At 71.3% G+C, this 19270-nt stretch carries 14 protein-coding genes; 2 read left to right on the plus strand and 12 right to left on the minus strand.

Annotated features, from left to right (window positions below; all coding sequences use genetic code 11):
* Nucleotides 1-136: 136 nt before the first annotated feature.
* The 4 genes from JOL79_RS22640 to sthA form a co-directional block, all read right to left on the minus strand.
* A complete protein-coding gene (locus tag JOL79_RS22640; protein WP_372446805.1) occupies nt 137-1138 on the minus strand; it encodes a LacI family DNA-binding transcriptional regulator in 1002 nt (333 codons plus the stop codon).
* Entirely contained in the window at nt 1135-3942 is a 2808-nt protein-coding gene (locus JOL79_RS22645) for a glycoside hydrolase family 3 protein (protein WP_210157890.1), read from the minus strand. Before JOL79_RS22645 ends, JOL79_RS22640 begins: the two co-directional genes overlap by 4 nt.
* 203 nt (nt 3943-4145) lie before the next feature.
* Nucleotides 4146-5360: an ROK family transcriptional regulator gene (locus tag JOL79_RS22650; protein WP_210157891.1), complete on the minus strand. Its 1215-nt coding sequence runs from the start codon at nt 5358-5360 to the stop codon at nt 4146-4148.
* Between the two features lie 132 nt (nt 5361-5492).
* A complete protein-coding gene (gene sthA, locus JOL79_RS22655) occupies nt 5493-6896 on the minus strand; it encodes a Si-specific NAD(P)(+) transhydrogenase (protein WP_210157892.1) in 1404 nt (467 codons plus the stop codon).
* Nucleotides 6897-7035: 139 nt separating this feature from the next.
* Between sthA and JOL79_RS22660 the strand changes: the two genes are divergently transcribed.
* Nucleotides 7036-7392 (plus strand): peptidylprolyl isomerase, encoded by a 357-nt coding sequence (locus JOL79_RS22660; RefSeq protein ID WP_210157893.1) that lies wholly within the window; start codon nt 7036-7038, stop codon nt 7390-7392.
* Nucleotides 7393-7424: 32 nt separating this feature from the next.
* Here the strand turns inward: JOL79_RS22660 and JOL79_RS22665 are convergent, their stop codons facing one another.
* Both JOL79_RS22665 and JOL79_RS22670 read right to left on the minus strand, forming a co-directional pair.
* Nucleotides 7425-7679: a metallothionein gene (locus tag JOL79_RS22665; RefSeq protein ID WP_210157894.1), complete on the minus strand. Its 255-nt coding sequence runs from the start codon at nt 7677-7679 to the stop codon at nt 7425-7427.
* Between the two features lie 176 nt (nt 7680-7855).
* A complete protein-coding gene (locus tag JOL79_RS22670; protein ID WP_210157895.1) occupies nt 7856-9256 on the minus strand; it encodes a hypothetical protein in 1401 nt (466 codons plus the stop codon).
* Nucleotides 9257-9676: 420 nt separating this feature from the next.
* Between JOL79_RS22670 and JOL79_RS22675 the strand changes: the two genes are divergently transcribed.
* Nucleotides 9677-9892 carry a hypothetical protein gene (locus tag JOL79_RS22675; RefSeq protein WP_210157896.1) on the plus strand — a complete coding sequence of 72 codons (216 nt, stop codon included), beginning with the start codon at nt 9677-9679 and terminating at the stop codon, nt 9890-9892.
* 156 nt (nt 9893-10048) lie between these two features.
* On the opposite strand, the gene JOL79_RS22680 is transcribed toward JOL79_RS22675, so the two are convergent.
* The 6 genes from JOL79_RS22680 to JOL79_RS22705 all read right to left on the minus strand — a co-directional run bounded on the left by JOL79_RS22680 (nt 10049) and on the right by JOL79_RS22705 (nt 19251).
* Nucleotides 10049-11479, minus strand: a complete 1431-nt coding sequence (locus JOL79_RS22680) for a serine/threonine-protein kinase (protein ID WP_210157897.1) — start codon at nt 11477-11479, stop codon at nt 10049-10051.
* Nucleotides 11480-11481: 2 nt separating this feature from the next.
* Nucleotides 11482-12984, minus strand: coding sequence for a serine/threonine-protein kinase (locus JOL79_RS22685; protein ID WP_210157898.1), 1503 nt, complete (start codon nt 12982-12984; stop codon nt 11482-11484).
* A 112-nt stretch (nt 12985-13096) separates the two neighbouring features.
* Nucleotides 13097-16024, minus strand: coding sequence for a glycoside hydrolase family 3 protein (locus JOL79_RS22690; RefSeq protein WP_210157899.1), 2928 nt, complete (start codon nt 16022-16024; stop codon nt 13097-13099).
* Nucleotides 16025-16066: 42 nt separating this feature from the next.
* On the minus strand, nt 16067-16951 hold the full coding sequence (locus JOL79_RS22695; protein ID WP_307848675.1) for a carbohydrate ABC transporter permease: 885 nt from the start codon (nt 16949-16951) through the stop codon (nt 16067-16069).
* Nucleotides 16948-17838: a carbohydrate ABC transporter permease gene (locus tag JOL79_RS22700; RefSeq protein WP_210157900.1), complete on the minus strand. Its 891-nt coding sequence runs from the start codon at nt 17836-17838 to the stop codon at nt 16948-16950. Before JOL79_RS22700 ends, JOL79_RS22695 begins: the two co-directional genes overlap by 4 nt.
* Before the next feature lie 90 nt (nt 17839-17928).
* Nucleotides 17929-19251, minus strand: coding sequence for an ABC transporter substrate-binding protein (locus JOL79_RS22705; RefSeq protein WP_210157901.1), 1323 nt, complete (start codon nt 19249-19251; stop codon nt 17929-17931).
* Between the last annotated feature and the right edge of the window lie 19 nt (nt 19252-19270).

Here is a 19270-nt window from a genome sequence, read left to right on the forward strand (position 1 = left end):
CGTTCCTCCGACATGAACGTGCAGGACGCGGGTAAAGCGGCATGAGCCGGGCGGGCGCCCAGGGCCCGTCCGGCCACCCGATCCGGGCGCCCGCCGGGACACTCGTCGGACGCTTGTCAGGGCCCGGGCCGGCGGATCACCGCGTGCTCTCCCGTACCGTCAGCCGCGGCTGGAGAAGTGTCGACTGTGGCACCTGCTGGCCGTCCAGCTTCGCCATGAGCAGCCGCACGGCCTGGTCTCCCACGTCACCGGCCGGGATGAGCACGGACGTCAGCGCCGGGCCGGCCCGCTCGGCGACGTCGTCCGGGCAGATCGCCACCACGGAGACGTCCTCGGGCACCCGCCTGCCCAGCATGCGCAGGGCGCCGAGCACGTGACCGGCGGCGCTCTCGTTGTGCACGACGATCCCGGACACCCCGGGACGCTCCTCGAGCAGCAGTTTCACCGCCTCGTAGACCTCGTCGAACGACTCCTCGCAGGGCCGGGCGTCGGGAACGAGACCGCGCCGCCGCATCTCGTCGGCGAAGCCGGCCATGGTGCGCTCGGCGAAGCCGGTGCCGCGCTCGTAGACCACGCGGGGGGCGCCGAGCAGCGCGATCTCCCGGTGCCCCAGATCCACCAGGTGGTCGACGCACAGCGCTCCGGCGCGGGCGAAGTCGAGGTCGACGCAGGTCAGCCCCTCAGGGTCGGCGGGGAAGCCGATCAGGACGCTCGGCTCGGTCAGCTCGCGCAGCAGCGGCACGCGTGGGTCGTGGATCTCCACGTCCATCAGCAGAAGCCCGTCGACCAGGGCGCTCGCCGCCACCCTGCGCAGCCCGTCGGGTCCCTCGTCGGCCGTCATGAGCAGGACGTCGTGGTCGTACTGCCGCGCGGTCGTCACCACCGACGTGGCGAACTGCATGAGCACGGGGAGATTCATCCCGGCCCGCAGCGGGAGCACCAGCGCGATCACGTTGGCGCGCTTGCTGGCCAGGGCCCGGGCTCCCGCGTTGGGGTGGTAGCCGAGGGTCCTGACGCTCTCCAGCACCCGTTGCCGGGTGGTCGCCGAGATCGCCCGCTTGCCGCTCAGGACGTAGGAGACCGTGCTGACGGCGACCCCGGCGTGTTTCGCCACGTCGGCGATCGTCACCGTTCTCACCGGCGGAACTCCAGCGTGCTCACGGCGATCCCCTCACTCTCGAACACCACATAAAGATCCCGCGATCCGCGTGCCGGCGTTACACGGGCGCGGGTCTCGACGAACACGTGCCTCGACGGGGTGGGCGGCACGGTCACCGTGCCGATCACCTCTCCGGCCAGCGGATCGCCGGCCCGGAGCGTGATCACCCCACCCTCGGTGCTGGACACCGCGAGCGCGCACGACGCCGGACCCGCGTCATCCGCTCCGAGATCGGCGTCGCGGAACGCGATCCAGGCCCCCGGCTGGACGGACCGGACCGCGTCACCGGTCTCGGCTCCGGCCTCGCACGGCACCACCCCGTCGTACTCGTCGAAGGCGGCGGCGTCCAGCGGGCGGCCCAGCAGGTCGCGCGGCGGGATCCGCTCCCCCCGCACGTGGAACCGCGCGGTCAGCCGGATGTCGCCGGCCGACCGGCCCGCCATGAGGGTGTGCGCGGCCTCCTCTATGACGAACCGGCCCCGCGTGACGTCCCAGAACGCCAGGTCCGCCACGACCACCGTCGCCGACACCGTACGGCTCTCGCCGGGCGCCAGCCGTACCTTGCGGAACGCCCGCAGGCGGCGCAGCGGCTGCTTGACCCGGGAGTTGCGCTGATGGGTGTAGAACTGCACCACCTCCTCCCCCTCGCGTCCGCCGGTGTTGGTCACGGTCACCGAGACGGTGAGGGCCTCGCCCGGGTCGAGGGAGTCGTGGGACAGCGACAGATCGCGGTAGGCGAAGCCGGTGTAGCTCAGGCCGTGGCCGAACGGGTAGAGGGGCCTGCCGCGGTAGTAGAGGTAGGTGGCGTCCGCCGCGATGATGTCGTAGTCGAAGAGATCGGGCAGGTGGGCGGCCGAGCGGTACCAGGTCTGGGTGAGGCGCCCGCCCGGATCGGCGTCGCCGAACAGCACGGCGGCGAGCGCGTTGCCGTACTCCTGACCGCCGTGCGCCGACCAGACGATGGCGGGCAGGTGCTCGTCCGCCCAGGTCACCGCGTACGGATACCCGCTGGAGACGACGAGGACGGTCGACGGGTTGGCCTCGTGGACGGCGCGGACCAGTGCCTCCTGGCGGCCCGGGAGGCGCAGGTCGGTCCGGTCCTCGGTCTCCCGGCCGTTCACGAGCGGGTGATCGCCCACGACGACGATCGCGACGTCCGCTCCCGCGGCGACCTCGGCGGCCCGCGCCGCGCCGTGCTCGATCACCTCGATCGTGAAGACGGCGGCCGCGTCGGCGTCCTCCGCCGTGCGGACGGCGCCCTCCCGCAGCGCGACGTAGTGACCCGTGGAGATGTTGCGCAGGGCCACTCCCCTCGGCCGCTCCTCGATCCGGAACGTCTGGCGCACCTCCCAGCCGGCCGGCCCCGGCTGATCGTTCACCACGAGCCCGTCGCCGTCCACCGCGAGGTGCCGCCCGTTCGCGGCGGCGCGGAGCGCGAACGCGCCGCCGCCCCAGTCGAGCAGGTCGAACCCGTGCCGGTCCTGACCGATCCACAGCGGACCGCCCGCGGGGTCGCCGGACGCGGACAGGTAGCCGCCGTCGACGCGCAGCGCCACCCGGTCCACGCCCTCGCAGTACACCGTCGCGCAACGCTCGGCGAGCCCGGCGCGGGCCGTGACCGCGTACGGCAGCGTGCCGCTGTACCAGTCCTCGAACAGGACATCGGCCAGCGGGCCGATCACCGCGACCGTCTCCGGCTCGCGCAGCGGCAGGATTCCGTCGTTCTTGAGCAGGGTGATCGACCGCCTGGCGGCCTCCCGGGCCAGCGACCGGTGCTCGGGGCTGTTCACGACGTCGTGGGTGATCCCGTCGTAGGGCCGGCCGGGGTCGAACTCGCCCAGCCGGACCCGGACGGTGAGCACGTGCCGGACGGCCGCGTCGACGTCGGCCTCGCTGAGCAGCCCGCGGTCGAGCGCCGTCCTGATGTGGGCGAGGGTGGCCTTCGGGTCGTCGTCGTCCTGCGTGAAGCTGTCGAGCCCGGCCCTGATCGCGTGCGCGTACGCGGCGGGCAGGTCGTCGTGGTATCCCTGCGGGTCTACCAGGTTGCCGGGGGCGTAGGCGTCGCTCACCACGAGGACGTCCTCGTTCAGGCGCCGCAGCCACGACCGGATCAGCGGCGACAGGTGCGCCGGCCGCCCGTTCACCAGGTTGTACGACGGCATGACCGCCACCGCGGCGCCCGACTCGATCGCCGGGCGGAAGGGGGCGAGCTCGTACTCGTGGAGCACTCTGGGCGGCACGTTGCTCGAGCTGACACACCGGTCGGTCTCGTTGTTGTAGGCGAGGAAGTGCTTCAGGGTGGGGGCCGTCCTGAGCACGTCGTGGTCGCCGGCCAGGCCCCGGGCGTAGGCGGCGCCCATCACCCCGGTCAGCCAGGGATCCTCGGAATACCCCTCCTCGTTGCGTCCCCAGCGCGGGTCGCGCAGCGGATTGACCACCGGCGCCCAGACGTTGAGCCCGACGGCCTCCGGGTCCTTGTGGTGGAAGGCCGTCACCTCGTCGCCCACCGCCTCCCCCACCCGCCGGACCAGGTCGGGATCCCACGTGGTGGCCAGGCCCAGCGCCTGGGGGAACACGGTCGCGGGGCCGTGCCACGCCACGCCGTGCAGGGCCTCGGTGCCGGTGCGGAAGGCCCGCAGCCCGAGCCGCTCGACCGGCGCCTGGTACTGGTGCAGCAGGCCGATCTTCTCCTCCTGCGTCAGCCGTCCCAGCAGGTCGGCGACCCGGCGGGCGACGGGCAGCTCGGGGTTCCGGAATTCCGGGCCGGCGGCCGGTTCGTTCATCGGGAGACCCATCCTTCGCATCGAAGCGCTTCGACGACACCGATCGGGCGAGGAGGCGCTTCAGGGGACCAGTGGTGCTGCGGGGAAGCGCCGGATCGTTGGTGAAGCGCTTCGACAGACGTACGGGGTGTTTCCGGAGTGTTAATCCGGGCTAATCCGAAGAGTGCCTTTTCTCCCCCGGCGGGTCAAGACCCAGTTCGGTCTCAGGAGGGCTGGGCGGGCAGCCGGCCGGAGTCGACCCGGTCGAGCACGGTGGCCGCGGCTCCGAGCGCGGCGGCGCCGTATCCCAGGGCCGACGCCTCAAGCCGGCAGGCGCCGCCGCCGGGCGCGACGATCCCGCGGCGCATCTCCTCCTCGGCCCGGCTGATCAGCCACGGCGCGAGCGGGATGTAGTAGCCGCCCAGGATGATCACCTCGGGGTCGAGCAGGTTGGCGACCACCGCCAGGCCGCGGCCGAGGTCGCGCCCGGCCTGGTCGAGCAGCGCGAGGATCTCCGGGTCGCCGGCGCCCGCCCGGCGCACCACCTCGTCGATCTCCAGCTCGAGCTCCGACGACGCGGCGTCCGGCGCGGTGCGCCGCAGTATCGCGCCGACCCCCGCGACGGCCTCCAGGCAGCCGCGCCGCCCGCAGCGGCAGAGCGGTCCCGCCGGGTCGACGGGGATATGGCCGATCTCCCCGCTGAACCCGAGCGCGCCGCGCCTGACCCGGCCGTCCAGCACGATCCCGGCCGCGACGCGGGCCTCCCCGGTCACGTAGACGAGGTTCGCGGTGTTGCGATGCGGACCGAACCGGTGCTCGGCCAGCGCGGCGAGGTTGGCGTCGTTGTCGACCACCACGGGGAACCCGGGGTCGCGCAGCGCCTTGGTCAGGTCGCCGCCCAGATCGGCGTCGCGCCAGCCCAGATCGGCCGCCTGCCGGACCGAACCGTCCACCTCGACCAGCCCCGGCACGGCCACGGTGAGCCCGAGGACCTGCCTGGCCTCCTTCGCCATCCGGCTCACCGCGCGGCGGGCGACGGCCGCGATCGCGGCGACGGCCTGACCCGTGGTGGAGTCTCCGCCGGGGAAGGAGCGCCGCCAGTTCAGCAGTTCCTCGCCCTTGAGGTCGATCGCCACCGCGGTGATGTAGTCGGCGTTCACCTCGATGCCGACCGCCGCGAACGGCGAGCCGTCCAGGACGAGCATGGTGGCCGGGCGGCCCACCCGGTGCTCTGTGAGACCCGTCTCACGGAGCAGCCTCCGCTCGATGAGATCGGCGACCAGACTGGAGACGGTAGCCTTGTTCAGCCCGGTGGAGGCGGCGATGTCGGCCCGGGAGCACGGGGCGTTCTCCCGGACGAAGCGCAGCGCCACAGCCAGGTTGGTCGCTCGCACGTCGGCGAAGTCGGCCGGCTGCGGCTCGTTGTGCGATGTGAACATTGTGTCCGCCCCGTTCCGCTCCGGCCCGTCATGCCGCACGGCGACGGTATATCCCTTCTTTGTTTGGCTACAAGACTAACTAAGGGGAAGGCTGTCTCAAAGCCGGAGCGGAGAGCGTCTCGGCCGCGGCCGTCAGTCGCTGAATCTCTCGACGCGGCGGAGTTTGTTGACCGCGTCGAGCGCGGCCACCTTGTACGACTCGGCCAGGGTGGGGTAGTTGAAGACCGCGTCGACGAGGTAGTCGACCGTGCCGCCGCAGCCCATCACGGCCTGACCGATGTGGATCAGCTCGGTGGCCCCGGTGCCGAAGACGTGGACTCCGAGCAGCGACCTGTCCTCGGGCGAGACCAGCAGCTTCAGCATGCCGTACGTGTCGCCGATGATCTGGCCGCGGGCCAGCTCGCGGTAGCGGGAGACGCCCACCTCGAACGGGACGAGTGCCTCGGTGAGCTCGTCCTCCGTGCGCCCGATGAAGCTGATCTCCGGGATCGTGTAGATCCCGATCGGCTGCAGGCCGTGCATGCCGCTGACCGGTTCGTCGCAGGCGTGATAGGCGGCCAGTCTGCCCTGCTCCATCGAGGTCGCGGCGAGCGAGGGGAAGCCGATGACGTCGCCCACCGCGTAGATGTGCGGCACCGTCGTGCGGAAGTGCTCGTCGACGGCGATCCTGCCGCGGCCGTCGGCGCCGAGCCCGGCCGCCGGGAGCGCCAGCTCCTCCGTCATCCCCTGACGGCCGGCGGAGTACATCACCATCGCGGCCGGGATCCGCTTCCCGCTCTCCAGGATCGTGAGGGCGCCCCGCGGGTGCCGTTCCACGGCCGCGACCGTCTCCCCGAAGCGGAAGGTCACGGCCAGGTCGCGCAACTGGTACTTCAACGCCTCGACCACTTCCAGATCGCAGAAGTCCAGCATCCGGTCGCGCCGCTCCACGACGGTGACCTTGGTCCCCAGCGCGGCGAACATCGACGCGTACTCGATGCCGATCACTCCGGCGCCGACCACCACCATCGAGTCCGGCACGCGGTCGATCTCCAGGATCCCGTCGGAGTCGATGACCGTCCGGCCGTCGAAGTCGACGCTCTCCGGCCGCGCGGGCCGGGTCCCGGTGGCGATGATGATCTTGTCGGCGGTGACCTTGGTCTCCCCGCCCCGCTCGTCCACCACCGCCACGGTGTGCGGGTCGACGAAGCGGCCGGAGCCGGTCAGCACCGTCACCCTGTTGCGGGCGAGCTGGCTGCGGATGACGTCGATCTCCCGGCCGACCACGTGCCTCGTCCGCACGCCCAGGTCGGCGACGGTGATGTCGTCCTTCACCCGATAGCTCTGGCCGTACATCTCGCGCTGGTTGAGCCCGGTCAGGTAGAGAACGGCCTCGCGGAGGGTCTTGGAGGGGATCGTTCCCGTGTTGATGCAGACTCCGCCGATCATGTCGCGGCGTTCGACGATCGCCACTCGCCGCTCAAGCTTGGCCGCCGCGATCGCGGCCTTCTGGCCGCCCGGACCGGAGCCCAGGACAAGAACCTCAAAATCGGTCACGTCGTCAGTGTGGGGGGCCGAAGTTACCCCGAAAAGACCTCGTTCCCTTCACCTCCGGTCAATGAGCGCGGTGAACGCCAATCTTCGCGGCAATTCACCTGCAATACCCGCACAAGTCAGGCAAGAGACTCTTGTCGGCATGTGGAAAGACACCTCGCGCTACCTGAGCGAGCTACTCATCTGGGAGATCGAGGACTATCTGGTGGCCCAGGCGGAGCCGCCCACCCGGGCGAGGGTGGCCGTCCTCCGGCTGACCGACGCCTGGGCCGCCGAGACGGTCGCCGCCGACCTGAGGACGGGTGTGAGCTTCTACACCGCCGCCAAGCGGGCGGAGGAACGCGGCATGGCCCTGCCCGGCGAGATGTTCGACGTGGTCACCCGGCACGAGCGTCCCGAACTTTTCCACGCCGTGCCGGGCACCACGTTGCCTCCGGTCCGGGAGGGCGACGGCTATCTGGTCATCCGCCTCGTCGCCTTCGAGCCCGAGAACCCCTGAGAAGTCCTGGCAGCCGAGAACCGGCCGTTGGGCTACCGCCCGCCGACGGCCGAGACCTCTCTGTCGACAATGGACTTCGCCCCGGACTCCCGCGCGCAGTGGGCGCAGCAGTACCACCGGCCGTTGTACTCGGCGCCGTGACCCACGATGCGGCACCCGCAGTGTTCGCACACCGGCGCCATCTTGGTGATCGCGCATTCGAAGCTGTCGAAGACGTGCACGGCCCCCTGGCTGTGCACCTCGAAGCTCATGTCATAGTCATTGCCGCAAACCTCGCAGGTGGCCATGGTTTCCCCCCGTCGACTGGTGGTCGAGGGGGGAAATACCCGGCGCTTCCGCCGCGGACACCCCGGTCAGAGGGCGCGTCGGGGGACCCCCGGCAGTGCCGCCGAGAGGACCCGCTGAGAGGGGCGCTGAGAGGGACCAGCGGGACACGCTCGGCGGGCCCGTTCGGGGAACGCGGTCACAGGGCCTGGAGCAGGGACCGCGTCACCGACTTCGCGCCCTGGAGCGCCTCCGCCGGGCTCATCAGCACGGAAGCGGGGTCGTTGATCTCCGTTCCGGCGGGACGGTCGCTCCCCGCGTACAGCACCCACACCACAGTCGTGCCGTCGAGTGCGTAGATCTCGTACCGGTTGGACTGCGCCGTGTCCGTCTTCTGCTTGATCGCCTGGCCGAACGCGTCCTGCCCGTACCCCGGCAGCTTCGTCACGGCCCCCCAGGTGAGGCCGCCGATCCCGCTCTTCTGGGTGGACTTCGCCTTCGCGCGCTCGTCGATCAGGTAGTAGCGGGCGGAGTCCGCGTCACGGAAGGTGTGGATCGCGATTCTCAGGTTGCGGAACCTCACCTTGCCCTGCCCCAGGGGCAACGCGTCGTTCCACCACTGGCACTGCTTGACGTTCGCCCCGCCCTCCACGCTGGCCGCCGCAGCGCCCTCCGTGGAGGGCACCAGCTTCGCCGCGAGGGCCTTGAGAGTCACACACGCCTGCGGTAGCGCGATCCTGGTCAGCGAGGGCGACGGCGTCGGGCTCGGCTTGGGGCGGGCGTGATAGGGCAGGGGACGACCGGCCCGCCACGCCTCCACCGACTTCGCCAGCTGTGCCAGCAGGCCCTTCACCTCGCGGATCGCGTTCTGCTCGGTGATCGACTGCGTCGTGTCGGTGGAGAAGACGTCGGCCTCCTTGTTCTGCTGGCCTGCCTGGTATTTCACCTTGAACACCACGTCGCCCACACGGCCGACGCCCTCGCCGAACGAGTACCAGTTCTGGTCGTCGTGCTTCCACTGGTACCGCGCCGCGGCCTCGTCTCCGATGCCGGTGAAGACGTTCGCCTTGGAGTAGTACTGCTGCTTGTTAGAGACCTTCTCGGTGTATTTGTACTGACTGAGCTCCCCCTTGAACTGGATGCGCGCCGCCTCCTCCGCCGTCGTCGTGCCCAGGGCCCAGTAGCGCGACACGTCGACCGTGATCTCCCGGTTCCGGTTGACGTCCTTGTAGGAGATGCTCCGGTTGACCCAGTCGCAGCCCCACCTGATGTAGCTGACGAACGAGTCGTTCCGGTTGTCGTCCGTGGACGAACTGATCTTCGCGCCCGGCACCAGCCGCTCCGCCTGGACCGGGTCGAGCATGGCGCAGACGTCCGCCGTGGGGGTGGCGGCGGACGCAGCGGCGGCGGCCGACGCCCGGGCCGCGCCGGACGGGGTGGGCAGGGGGCTCGTGCCGCCACTGCGGACCATCATGAACGTGAAGGTCCCGGCGGCCACCAGGAGGACGGCCGCCACGATCGCCACCGGCGCCACCCAGGCCCGGCGGCGCGGCGAGGGCTGGGTCGGCATCTGCCACAGCTCCGGGGCACGCGGGGTCACACCGGGAGGGGTCGCACCGGGCGGCGTAAGACCCGGCGCCTCGCCGCTCCACGGGCCTGCGCCCGGCCAGCCGCCGCTCTGACCGTGGGGGGGCCACTGCGCGTACGGCGCAGTCGGCGGTGGCCCCCAGGGCGGCGGATACGGACCGGAACCCGGTGGATTGGGACCACCCGGTTGGCTGGAAGCGCCCGGTGCGTTCGGAACGCCCGGTGTGTTCGGAGCACCCGGGGGACCGGGCGGCTGCGGTGCGGGATATGGGGTGGTCTGCGGCGTGGGATACGGAGCCGGCTGCTGCCCGGGAGAGGGCGCCGGAGAAGGCGCTTGGGAGGGCGCTTGGGAGGGCGCTTGGGAGGGCGCCGAGTGCGGACCCGGGTACGGCGCAGGATACGGGGACGGGTAGGGCCGGGTCCCGTGTACCGGATGCGGCCCCTGCTCCGGTTGCGGGTACTGCCCGGGCTGTGGCTGTGGGTACTGCCCGGGCTGTGGCTGTGGGTACTGCCCGGGCTGTGGCTGTGGGTACTGCCCCGGCTGTGGCTGTGGGTACTGCCCCGGCTGTGGCTGTGGGTACTGCCCCGGCTGTGGCTGTGGGTACTGCCCCGGCTCCGGTCCGGGCTGCGGGTAGGGCCCCGGCTGTGACGGCGGCTGCGGGTATGGCTGCGGCTGCGCGGCGGGCGTTCCGGGCGGCACCGCTCCCCCTTGGTCCTCGGGCCGCCCCGTCTCGGCGTCGGGCCCGGTGGATCCGTCGTCACCGCTGGTCATGGCAATCTCCTGAGGTTGGGAAGGGGAAACGGATCAGCCGAGCCCGACGCCGACGAGCCGGGCCGCCCGGTCGGCGGTCCGCCGGTCGTCCTCGGTGACGGGGCCGGCACCGCTGTGGCGGTAGGTGATCTCCACCACGAGGTTGCTGAGCCGGAACCACACGGCCGCCCCGACGCCGTCAGTGGTCCCGTCAGTGCTCCCGTCAGCGGTTCCCTCAGAGGAGCCGGGCAGGTCGCACCCGAACGCCTCGTCGGCCAGGGCCTGCTCGTCGCGGAGTCCCGGGCCCGCCGCGCGCGCGGCACGGCGCCCGGCGAAGTCGAGCGTCGCCGTCCGGACGCCCGCCCCACCCGAGGAGACCTGGTAACGCACGGAGAGGGTCCTGTCGCTGCCGCTCGACCGCTCCGTCCAGGTGCAGGCGGACGCGACCGGCCGCGCCTCCGCGTCGGAGCCGAGCAGGCCGCGCACCTGGGCGTCGGTGAGGCTCTGGCAGGGATCGGGCGCGGCGGCGAAGGCTCCGGGGCCGCCGCCTCCCGAGGTGAGCCGCCACGCTCCCAGGCCCGCTCCGACGCCCACGACCAGGACCGCGGCCGCGGCGAGCGCCAGCCGGCCGGTCCGGCGGCGCCTAGCCGGACGCGTGGACGACACGGACGGCGCGTCCGGGCCGGCCATCGCCATGAGGGCCCGGCGGACGACGTGGGCGGGCGGCCGCCGCGGCGGCTCCTTCTCCAGCAGGGCGAGAACGAGCCAGGCCAGCTCGGGTGTGGCCCTGGCCATGGGCGGGGGCGGCTGCATGAGCACCGCCGCGACCAGTGCCGCCGCCATCGGCCGCTGGAAGGGCGGCCGTCCCTCGACCGCCGTGTACAGGGTCGCGCCGAGCGACCACAGGTCGGACGGCGGGCCGTCGGGCTCCTCCCTGAACCGTTCCGGGGCCATGTAGGCGGGAGATCCGGCCGAGCTGTACGGCCCGGCCGCGCCCGCCGGGCCGAGCGGCGCCGCGATGCCGAAGTCGGTCAGCATGGCGCGGCCGTCGGTGCCGATCAGCACGTTGGCCGGCTTGACGTCGCGATGCAGGATGCCGCGCGCGTGCGCCGCCTCAAGAGCGTCCAGGACGACCAGGCCGATCTCGGCGACCCGCCGCGGGGGCAGCGGCCCGTCCTCGGCGATCACCTTGTCCAGCGATCGGCCCGGCACGAGGTCCATCACGATCCACGGCCGGCCGCCGTGGTCGACCACGTCGTGGACCATGACGATCGACGGATGGCTGAGCCGGCCGGCGGTCCTGGCCTCGTGGACGGCCCGCCCGGTGAACTCCGCGATCTCCGCGGGGCCGAGCCCGTCCGGGATCCTGACCTGCTTGACCGCCACCTCCCGGTGAAGGAGCTCGTCGACGGCTCGCCAGACGGTGCCGCCGCCGCCCTCTCCCAGCGGCTCGGCGAGCCGGTAACGGCCGGCCAGCGGTTCCACGGCTATGCCAGTCCTCTCAGACCCTCGGCGGCCGCGGCCGCCGCCCGCACGGCGCGTCCGCGCAGCTCCGCCGGCGAGGAGGCGTCCAGGTCTCCGAAGTCGACGCGGACGATGAGATCGCCGAGCCGGAAGCAGACCGTGGTCGCCTGGGCCCGCCCGTCCGGGGTGGTCACGTCGGAGGTGAACGCCGCGTCCGCCACGCCGCCGGCCGCCCTGGCGCCCGACTTGATGATCGGTTTGTGGCTGTCGACGCCGATCTCGTACCAGATCCAGTCGGTGTCGCGCGGCGCGGTGCCGTACTCCCTGCGCAAGCCGTCGAAGAGCGTGCGGGCGGACGCGACCGACATCGACCAGGGGTCGGGGGTGTCGGAGTCGGTCTCCGCGGTCAGGTCGATCCCGGCGCCCTTGGCCGTCCACTGGCACCGCCACCGGCCCGGACGCACCCGAGGCGGCGCGGCCAGGCCGAGGAGCCGGCCGGCCTCGGCAGGCGACAGGGCGCGGCACAGGTCCACCGCGCGGGTGAAGGTGGGCGAGGCGGCCGCGGCGCGGGACGGCGGAGCCTGCCCCGAGGGACGTAAGGCGACGAACAGCGTGGCGGCCGCCGCCACGACCGCGACGGCCGCGACGGCGATCGGCCACCGCGCCCGGCGGACGGGGGCGGACGACGGCGGCCTGACCAGGGGCGCGCCGCCGGCGGCGACCTCGCGCAGGAGCCCGAGCGCCGTCGCGGCGTCCGGCCGTTCGCCCGGGTCGCGCGCCAGCATCCACAGCAGCGGCGGGCCGAGCGGCCCGGCCAGCCGCGGGGGGCGGACGTCCTGCGTCAGGGTGGCCCTGATCACCTCCGCCTGCGTCCCCTGGTACGGCGGGACGCCCTCGACGGCGGTGTAGAGGGTGGCGGCGAGTGACCACAGGTCGGCCGCGGGCCCGCCCGGCTCCCCGGCCAGCCGTTCGGGAGCGACATATCCGGGCGAGCCGACGAGGAACCCGGCCTCGGTCAGCGCGGTCCGGTCGGCCGGGCGGGCGATGCCGAAGTCGGTCAGCACGGCGCGGCCGTCGACGGTCAGGAACACGTTGCCCGGTTTCACGTCCCGGTGCTGCACGCCCCTGCCGTGCGTCGCGGTGAGCGCCTCAAGCACCGCCGCGCCCACACGGGCGGCGACGGGCGGCGGCAGCGGGCCGCGGGCGGCGACCTCGGCGGCCAGGTCGCGGCCGTGCAGGAGCTCCATGACGATCCACGGCTTGCCGCCCACGGACAGCACGTCGTGGATCGCGACGATGCCCGGGTGCCGGATCCGCGCCATCACCTCGGCCTCGCGCATGACCCGGGCGACCGGCTCCGCGCTCTCGCGCGGCCCGAGTCCCTCGGGAACGCGCAGCTCCTTCACGGCGACGTCCCGGTCCAGCAGGGCGTCTCTGGCGAGCCACACCGTGCCCATGCCGCCCGAACCGAGTGGGCGCAGCAGATGGTAACGCGCGGCCAGCGGCTCCCCCAGCGATTCCGCCATGTCGGGCAGAATAGCGAAATAGTGATCGAAGGCTCGGCATAATCGCCCGCCATCCGGACGTGACGCGGGGGGCGGAGGCCCGGCTCCGGCCTCCGCCCCCCGCGAGCCGAGGTCAGGACGTCAGCTTCAGGTCCTTCAGCCGCAGATCGCCCTTGAAGACCACGTACAGGTCTCCGACGCCGTTCGCGCCGGCCACCGCGCCGGTCGCGGTGGCCCAGGAGTAGACGCCTCCGGTGGCCGGGACCCGCACCGTGGAGACCAGCCTGCCGGTGGGTGAGCCGAGCCGCAGCTGGATCGACCCGCCGCCGGTCGAGGCGACCCCGGCCGTGACGCCGGCCGGGTGGCCGAGGGCCACGTCCTTGAACGCGATCCAGGTTCCGTCGGTGCCGGCCACGGCGTCGCCCCGGACCTTGGTCTCGTCCACCAGGTGGACGCCGGAGTAGTCGTCGAAGTCGACGGCGCGGGTCGGGGCGGACAGGTCGCGGTGCGGGATCCGCTCCCCCTTGACGTTGATCGTGGTCCGCTGCCGGATGGCGGCCGAGGAGGATCCCACCATGACGTCGTGGGTGGCCGTCTCGACCGTCCACTTGTTCCGGGTGACGTCCCAGAGGGCCAGGTCGGCGGTCTTCAGGTGGAACGTGACGGTCGTCGTCCGGCCGGGGGCGAGCGACACCCGCTGGAAGGCGCGCAGCTGCTTGACCGGCTGCTTCACCCGCGAGCTGTGCTGGTGGGTGTAGAGCTGGACGACCTCGTCGCCGGCCCGGGAACCGGTGTTGGTCACCTTCACCGACACGTCGTAGCCGTCGCCCTTCGGGGTGGCCTTGAGGCCCTGGTAGCCGAACGTCGTGTACGACAGGCCGTACCCGAACGGGTAGAGCGGGGAGCCCTTGTAGTACAGGTACGTCCGGTCCTTCTTGACGATGTCGTAGTCGAGGATGTCGGGCACGTCGGCGGCCGACCGGTACCAGGTCTGGGTGAGCCGCCCCGCCGGGTTGACGTCGCCGTAGAGGACGTCGGCCAGGGCGTGCCCGGTCTCGGCGCCGGCGTGGGTGGTCCACAGGATGGCCGGGACGTTGTCCTGCTCCCAGTTGATCGTCGTCGGGTAACTGTTCTCCAGCACGACGACCGTGTTGGGGTTGGCCTTCCGCACGGCCTTGACCAGTGCCTCCTGTCCGGCGGCGAGGTTCATGTCGGTCCGGTCGTGGTCCTCGCGGCCGTTGATGAACGGCATGCTGCCGACCACGACGACCGCGACGTCGGCGCTCTTGGCCTTCGCCACGGCGTCGTCGAGGCCGCTGCTGACGACCTCCTTGGCGTAGTGGGTGGCGTCGTCGGCCGTCGTCAGGCTGAGCGTGCCGTCGGCCGCCGCCTTGACGTACGCGTTGGGCCCGAACCAGTCGTAGGCCGTCTCGTAGCCCGCGTAGTGGATCAGGTACGTGCCGTCGGCCTGCTGCTCCAGCTTGAACTGCTCCTGCACGAACCAGCCGGACGGCTGGTCGGCGGTGTTGGTGAGCGTCGCCCAGTTGGCCCGGCTGACGTACTTGCCGTTCGCCACGCTGCGCAGCGCCAGGACTCCCTGGCCCCAGTCGAACGCGTCGAACTTCTCGGTGTCGCCGAGCGCGGTGGCGCTCTCCTTGAGGTCTCCCCCGGCCGCGGGCGCGCTGATGTACCTGCCGGTCGCGACGTCCTTCAGCGCGATGCGGTCGACGCCCTCGGACGAGGTCACCGAGGCCGCCCGCTCCTGGATGCCGTCGAGCGGGGTCACCTTGTACGGCAGGCTGCCCGAGTACCAGTCGGTGTAGAGGACGTCGGCCAGCGGGCCGACCACGGCGACCTTCTTGCCGGGCTTCAGCGGCAGCGCGCCACCGGAGTTCTTCAGCATGACCACCGCCTTGGCGGCGGTCTCGCGGGCCAGCTTCTGGTTGGCCGGGCTGTTGATCACATCCTTGGTGATCTTCCCGTACGGCCCGCCGTCGGGGTCGAACTCGCCGAGCCTGAACCGCAGGTCGAGCTGGTGCCGGACCGCGTTGTCCACGTCCGACTCCTGGAGCAGGCCCTTGGCCAGGGCGTCCTTGACCGCGGTGACGGTCGGCGCGCCGTTGGTGTCGTCCACGGTGAGGCTGTCGATGCCCGCCTTGATCAGGGCGGCGTCGGCCTCGGGCTGCGTCGCGTAGTAGCCCTCGGACGCGGTCAGGTTGTTCGGCGCCCAGGCGTCGGAGACGTTGAACAGCGAACGGGCGGTCCACGAGCGGACCACCTCGTTCAGGTCCGGGCTGACGGTGTTGGGCCGGCCGTTGACGAGGTTGTACGACGCCATCACGCCGGTGGCCGCGTCGGCGGAGATCGCCGGCTTGAAGGCCGCCTCGTCGTACTCGTGCTTCACCCGAGGGGGCAGCTCCGACGACGTGGTGTCGCGGTGCACCTCGTTGTTGTTGGCGAGGTAGTGCTTGAGCGTCGGGGCCGCCTTGAGGTGGTCGGGGTCGCCGCCCTCGATGCCCGAGCCGTACGCCGTGGAGATGGCGCCGGTCAGCGTCGGGTCTTCGGAGTAGCCCTCCTCGTTGCGTCCCCAGCGCGGGTCGCGCAGCAGGTTGACCACGGGGGCCCACAGGTTGAGGCCCCACACCGTCGGGTTCTGCGCGTGGAAGCCGCGGGCCTCGTCGCCGACGGCGGAGCCGACCCGCTTGATCAGGGCGGTGTCCCAGGTGCTCGCCAGGCCGACGGCCTGGGGGAAGACGGTGCCGTTGGCCGTGATCACGGCGCCGTTCTGGGTGTAGTCCGTCGACCACGCGACGCCGTGCAGCGCCTCGGTGCCCGACTTGAACATCTTGATGCCGAGCCGGTCGATGGCCGGCGAGTACTGGTGCAGCATCGAGACCTTCTCGTCGAGCGTGAGCCGTCCGAGCAGGTCGTCGACCCGCTGCGCCAGTGGCAGCGAGGGGTCGCGGAACGGTGGGTCGTCCGCCGCGGCGGCGGGCGCGACGCCGAGGCCGAGGGCCAGGGCGAGGACGGCCGCCGCCGCGATGGGCAGGCGTGGGGACATGGCGCCTCCAGGTCAGGTAGTGACGCGCGGGGAGAAATGCGGTTACTTCACAGCGCCCACCGTGACTCCACGGGTGAGCGTGCGCTGGAAGATCAGGAAGAAGGCGACGGCCGGCACGATGCCGAGCAGCGCGGAGGCGCTGGACATGGTCGCGTCCATCATCTTCTCCCCCTGCAGGACGCCGATGGCGACCGGCACGGTCTGGTTGTCGTTCGAGATCAGGAAGATCAGCGGCAGGAAGAACTCGTTCCAGGTCCAGATGAAGAAGAAGATGAGGAGCACCGACAGGGTCGGCCGGCTGATCGGCACGACGATGCGCCACAGCGCCCGCCATTTGCCGGCCCCGTCGAGCGCGGCGGCCTCCAGGATCTCGTGGGGGAACTGCCCCAGCACCGACGACAGCAGGTAGGTCCCGAAGGCGGCCTGGATGACCGTGAAGATCAGGATCACGGAGAGCTTGGTGTCGTAGAGGCCGGCCTGCTTGGACAGGTAGTAGAGCGGATAGGCGAGCGCCTCCTGCGGCAGCGTGTTGCCCACGAGGAAGACCACGAGGACCCACAGCCGGCCCCGCACCTTGCCGATCCCCAGCGCGTACGCGTTGAGCACCGACAGCACGACCGCGGCGACGGCCACCGAGCCGCTGATGAGGAAGCTGTTCCAGAGCTTCTGCCCGAAGTCGACCCGGTTCCAGAAGTCGACGATCCCCTGGACGTAGAGGTGCGCCGGCAGGCTCAGCGGGCTGCCGGCGGAGTAGTCGGCGGGCGACTTGAACGCGTTGAGCGTGACGATCACGAAGGGGAACAGCATGACGACCGCGAGCACGACGAGAGCGGTCAGCACGGCCCATCGGCCGGGAGAGCGGGGAGCCGGGGGCCGGGCGGCTCCCACGCGGGCGGCGGGAGCGCTGACGACACGGCCGGCGGTCACGAGTCACGCTCCTGGACGCGGAGGAAGAGGAAGGTCACCACGACGATGATGAGGGCGAGCACGGTGGCGATGGCCGAGCCGTACCCGACGTTGACCTTCTCGAAGAAGTTCAGGTAGGAGAAGTACGACGGCACCATCGTGGCGCTGCCGGGGCCGCCACGGGTCAGCACGAAGATCGGCCCGAAGACCTTCAGGGCGGCGATGGTGCAGGTCAGCAGCACGACGTAGATCTCGGGGCGGATCTGCGAGATGGTGATGTGCCAGAACCGCCGCCACCAGCTGGCGCCGTCGATCTCGGCGGCCTCGTAGAGCGCGGGGTCGACCCGCTGGAGCCCGGCCATGAAGATCACAACCGGGTAGCCGAGCTGGAACCACACCATGACGGCCATGACCGTGGCCAGGGCGTAGTCGGGGTCGCCCAGCCAGTTGACCTTCAGCCCGAAGATCTCGTTGACGGCGCCGTACGAGGGGTGCAGCATCCAGCCCCACACCACGCCCGCGACCGCGATCGGCAGGACCTGCGGCAGGTAGTAGGCGGCGCGCAGCGCCGACGCCGTGCGCGGTCCGAACCGTTTGCCGATGTAGTCGAACAGCGCGGCCGCGAGGACGAGCCCGACGATCGTCGGCACGACGGCCATCGCGACGATCAGCGCGACGTTGTGCTCGAAGGACGTCCAGAACCGCTCGTCCCCGAAGAGCTTGGTGTAGTTCGCGAACCCGATCCAGGTGGGGGTGCCGACCCCGGACCAGCGGGTGAAGCTGGTCGCCACGTTCATGAGGAACGGCACGACGATGACCGCGAGGAACAGCAGCCCGCTGGGAATCAGATAGAGCCAGTAGCCGCCCCGGCCGCGGGAACGGGCCGGCCGCGCCGGGATTGGCGCCATGAGTACAGACCTTTCGGATTTTGCCCGCGGCGGGGGCAGGCCGGAGCCGCCCCCGCCGCCGGGATTCGCGCGACGTTCGCCGAGGCTACGTCAGTTGCCGATGTCGGCCAGGTTGTCGTTGTACGGCTGGGCGATCTCGTCGAGGACCTGCGCCGGCTGCTTGGTTCCGTTGATCAGTTCCTGGACGCCGGCGACGAGCACGTCGTAGTAGCCGGGGGCCGGCCAGTCGGGGTAGAACGCCAGGCCGTCCGAGGTGGTGAGCTTGTTGAAGTTCTCGATCAGTTCCTTGCTCTTCGGGTCCTGGATCGACGCCGGGTCGGCCGCGACCGGGACGCCGCCCGAGTTGCCGAGCGTGTTCTGGATGTCCTGCTTCATCGTGATGTCGATGAAGTCGTAGGCGAGATCCTTGTTCTTGGCCTTCTCGGGGACGACCCAGATGTTGCCGCTCGACCCGGGGGTCAGCTGGCTGCCGGGGAAGAGGAACGATCCCCAGTCGAAGTCCTTGATCTCCGACTGGAACCGGCCGTACCACCAGCTACCGGAGATCATGATGGGGAACTTGCCGGCGATGAACGACGTCCCCATGTCCTCGGCCTTGAGCCCGGCCGAGTCCTTGCCGATGTAGCCCTTCTTCACCCAGTCGGCGAGCGTCTGCGCCGCGTAGGTGAACTCAGGTCCGTGGAAGTCGACCTTGCCCTTGTAGAGCTCGAAGTTGTCCACCCAGGCACGGTTGGCCTTGCTCAGCGCGAGCTGGTAGAAGATCTGCTGCGCCGGATACTCCGCGCCCGCGGTGGCGATCGGCGTGATGCCCTTCTTGGCGAACTTGTCGAGCGCCGCGGTGAACTCGTCGAACGTCGTGGGCACCTCGATGCCCTGCTTCTTGAAGGCGTCCTTGTTGTAGTACACCATCACGTACTCGCCGTAGTTGGGCACGCCGTACCACTTGCCGGAGCCCATGATGCCCCGCTCGTCATACTTGGCGGTGGTCTGCAGCGAGGTGCTGAGCAGCTTGTCCCAGCCGCGCTTGGTCGCCTCGGCGCTCAGGTCGGTCAGCAGGCCCTGCTTGGACAGCAGGCCGGCCGTCGCGTTGCCCTTGTTGTACTCCATGACGTCGGGCGCCTCGTCGGAGTTGAGGACCATGCCCGCGGTCTTCTGGATCTGCTCGAAGCCCTTCGCCTCGAACTTCACCTTGACGCCCGGGTGGCTCGCCTCGAACTCCTTGATGGCCTGGTCCCACGCCTTGCCCATCGCGCCGTTCGCAGCCTCGTAGTGCCACAGCGTGAGGGTCTTGGCCTGCGCGGAGCCGCCGCCGCTGCCGCCGGACGACTCCGCCGAGCCGCCGCCGCACGCGGACAGGGCCAGCGCGGACGCGGCCAGAACCGCCGCCGCCGCGCTCCTGCCTGGTCTGAACATGGTCTTTCTCCAGGGGGTT

The sequence above is a fragment of the Microbispora oryzae genome (genome assembly GCF_017896165.1).
Taxonomy (GTDB): domain Bacteria; phylum Actinomycetota; class Actinomycetes; order Streptosporangiales; family Streptosporangiaceae; genus Microbispora; species Microbispora oryzae.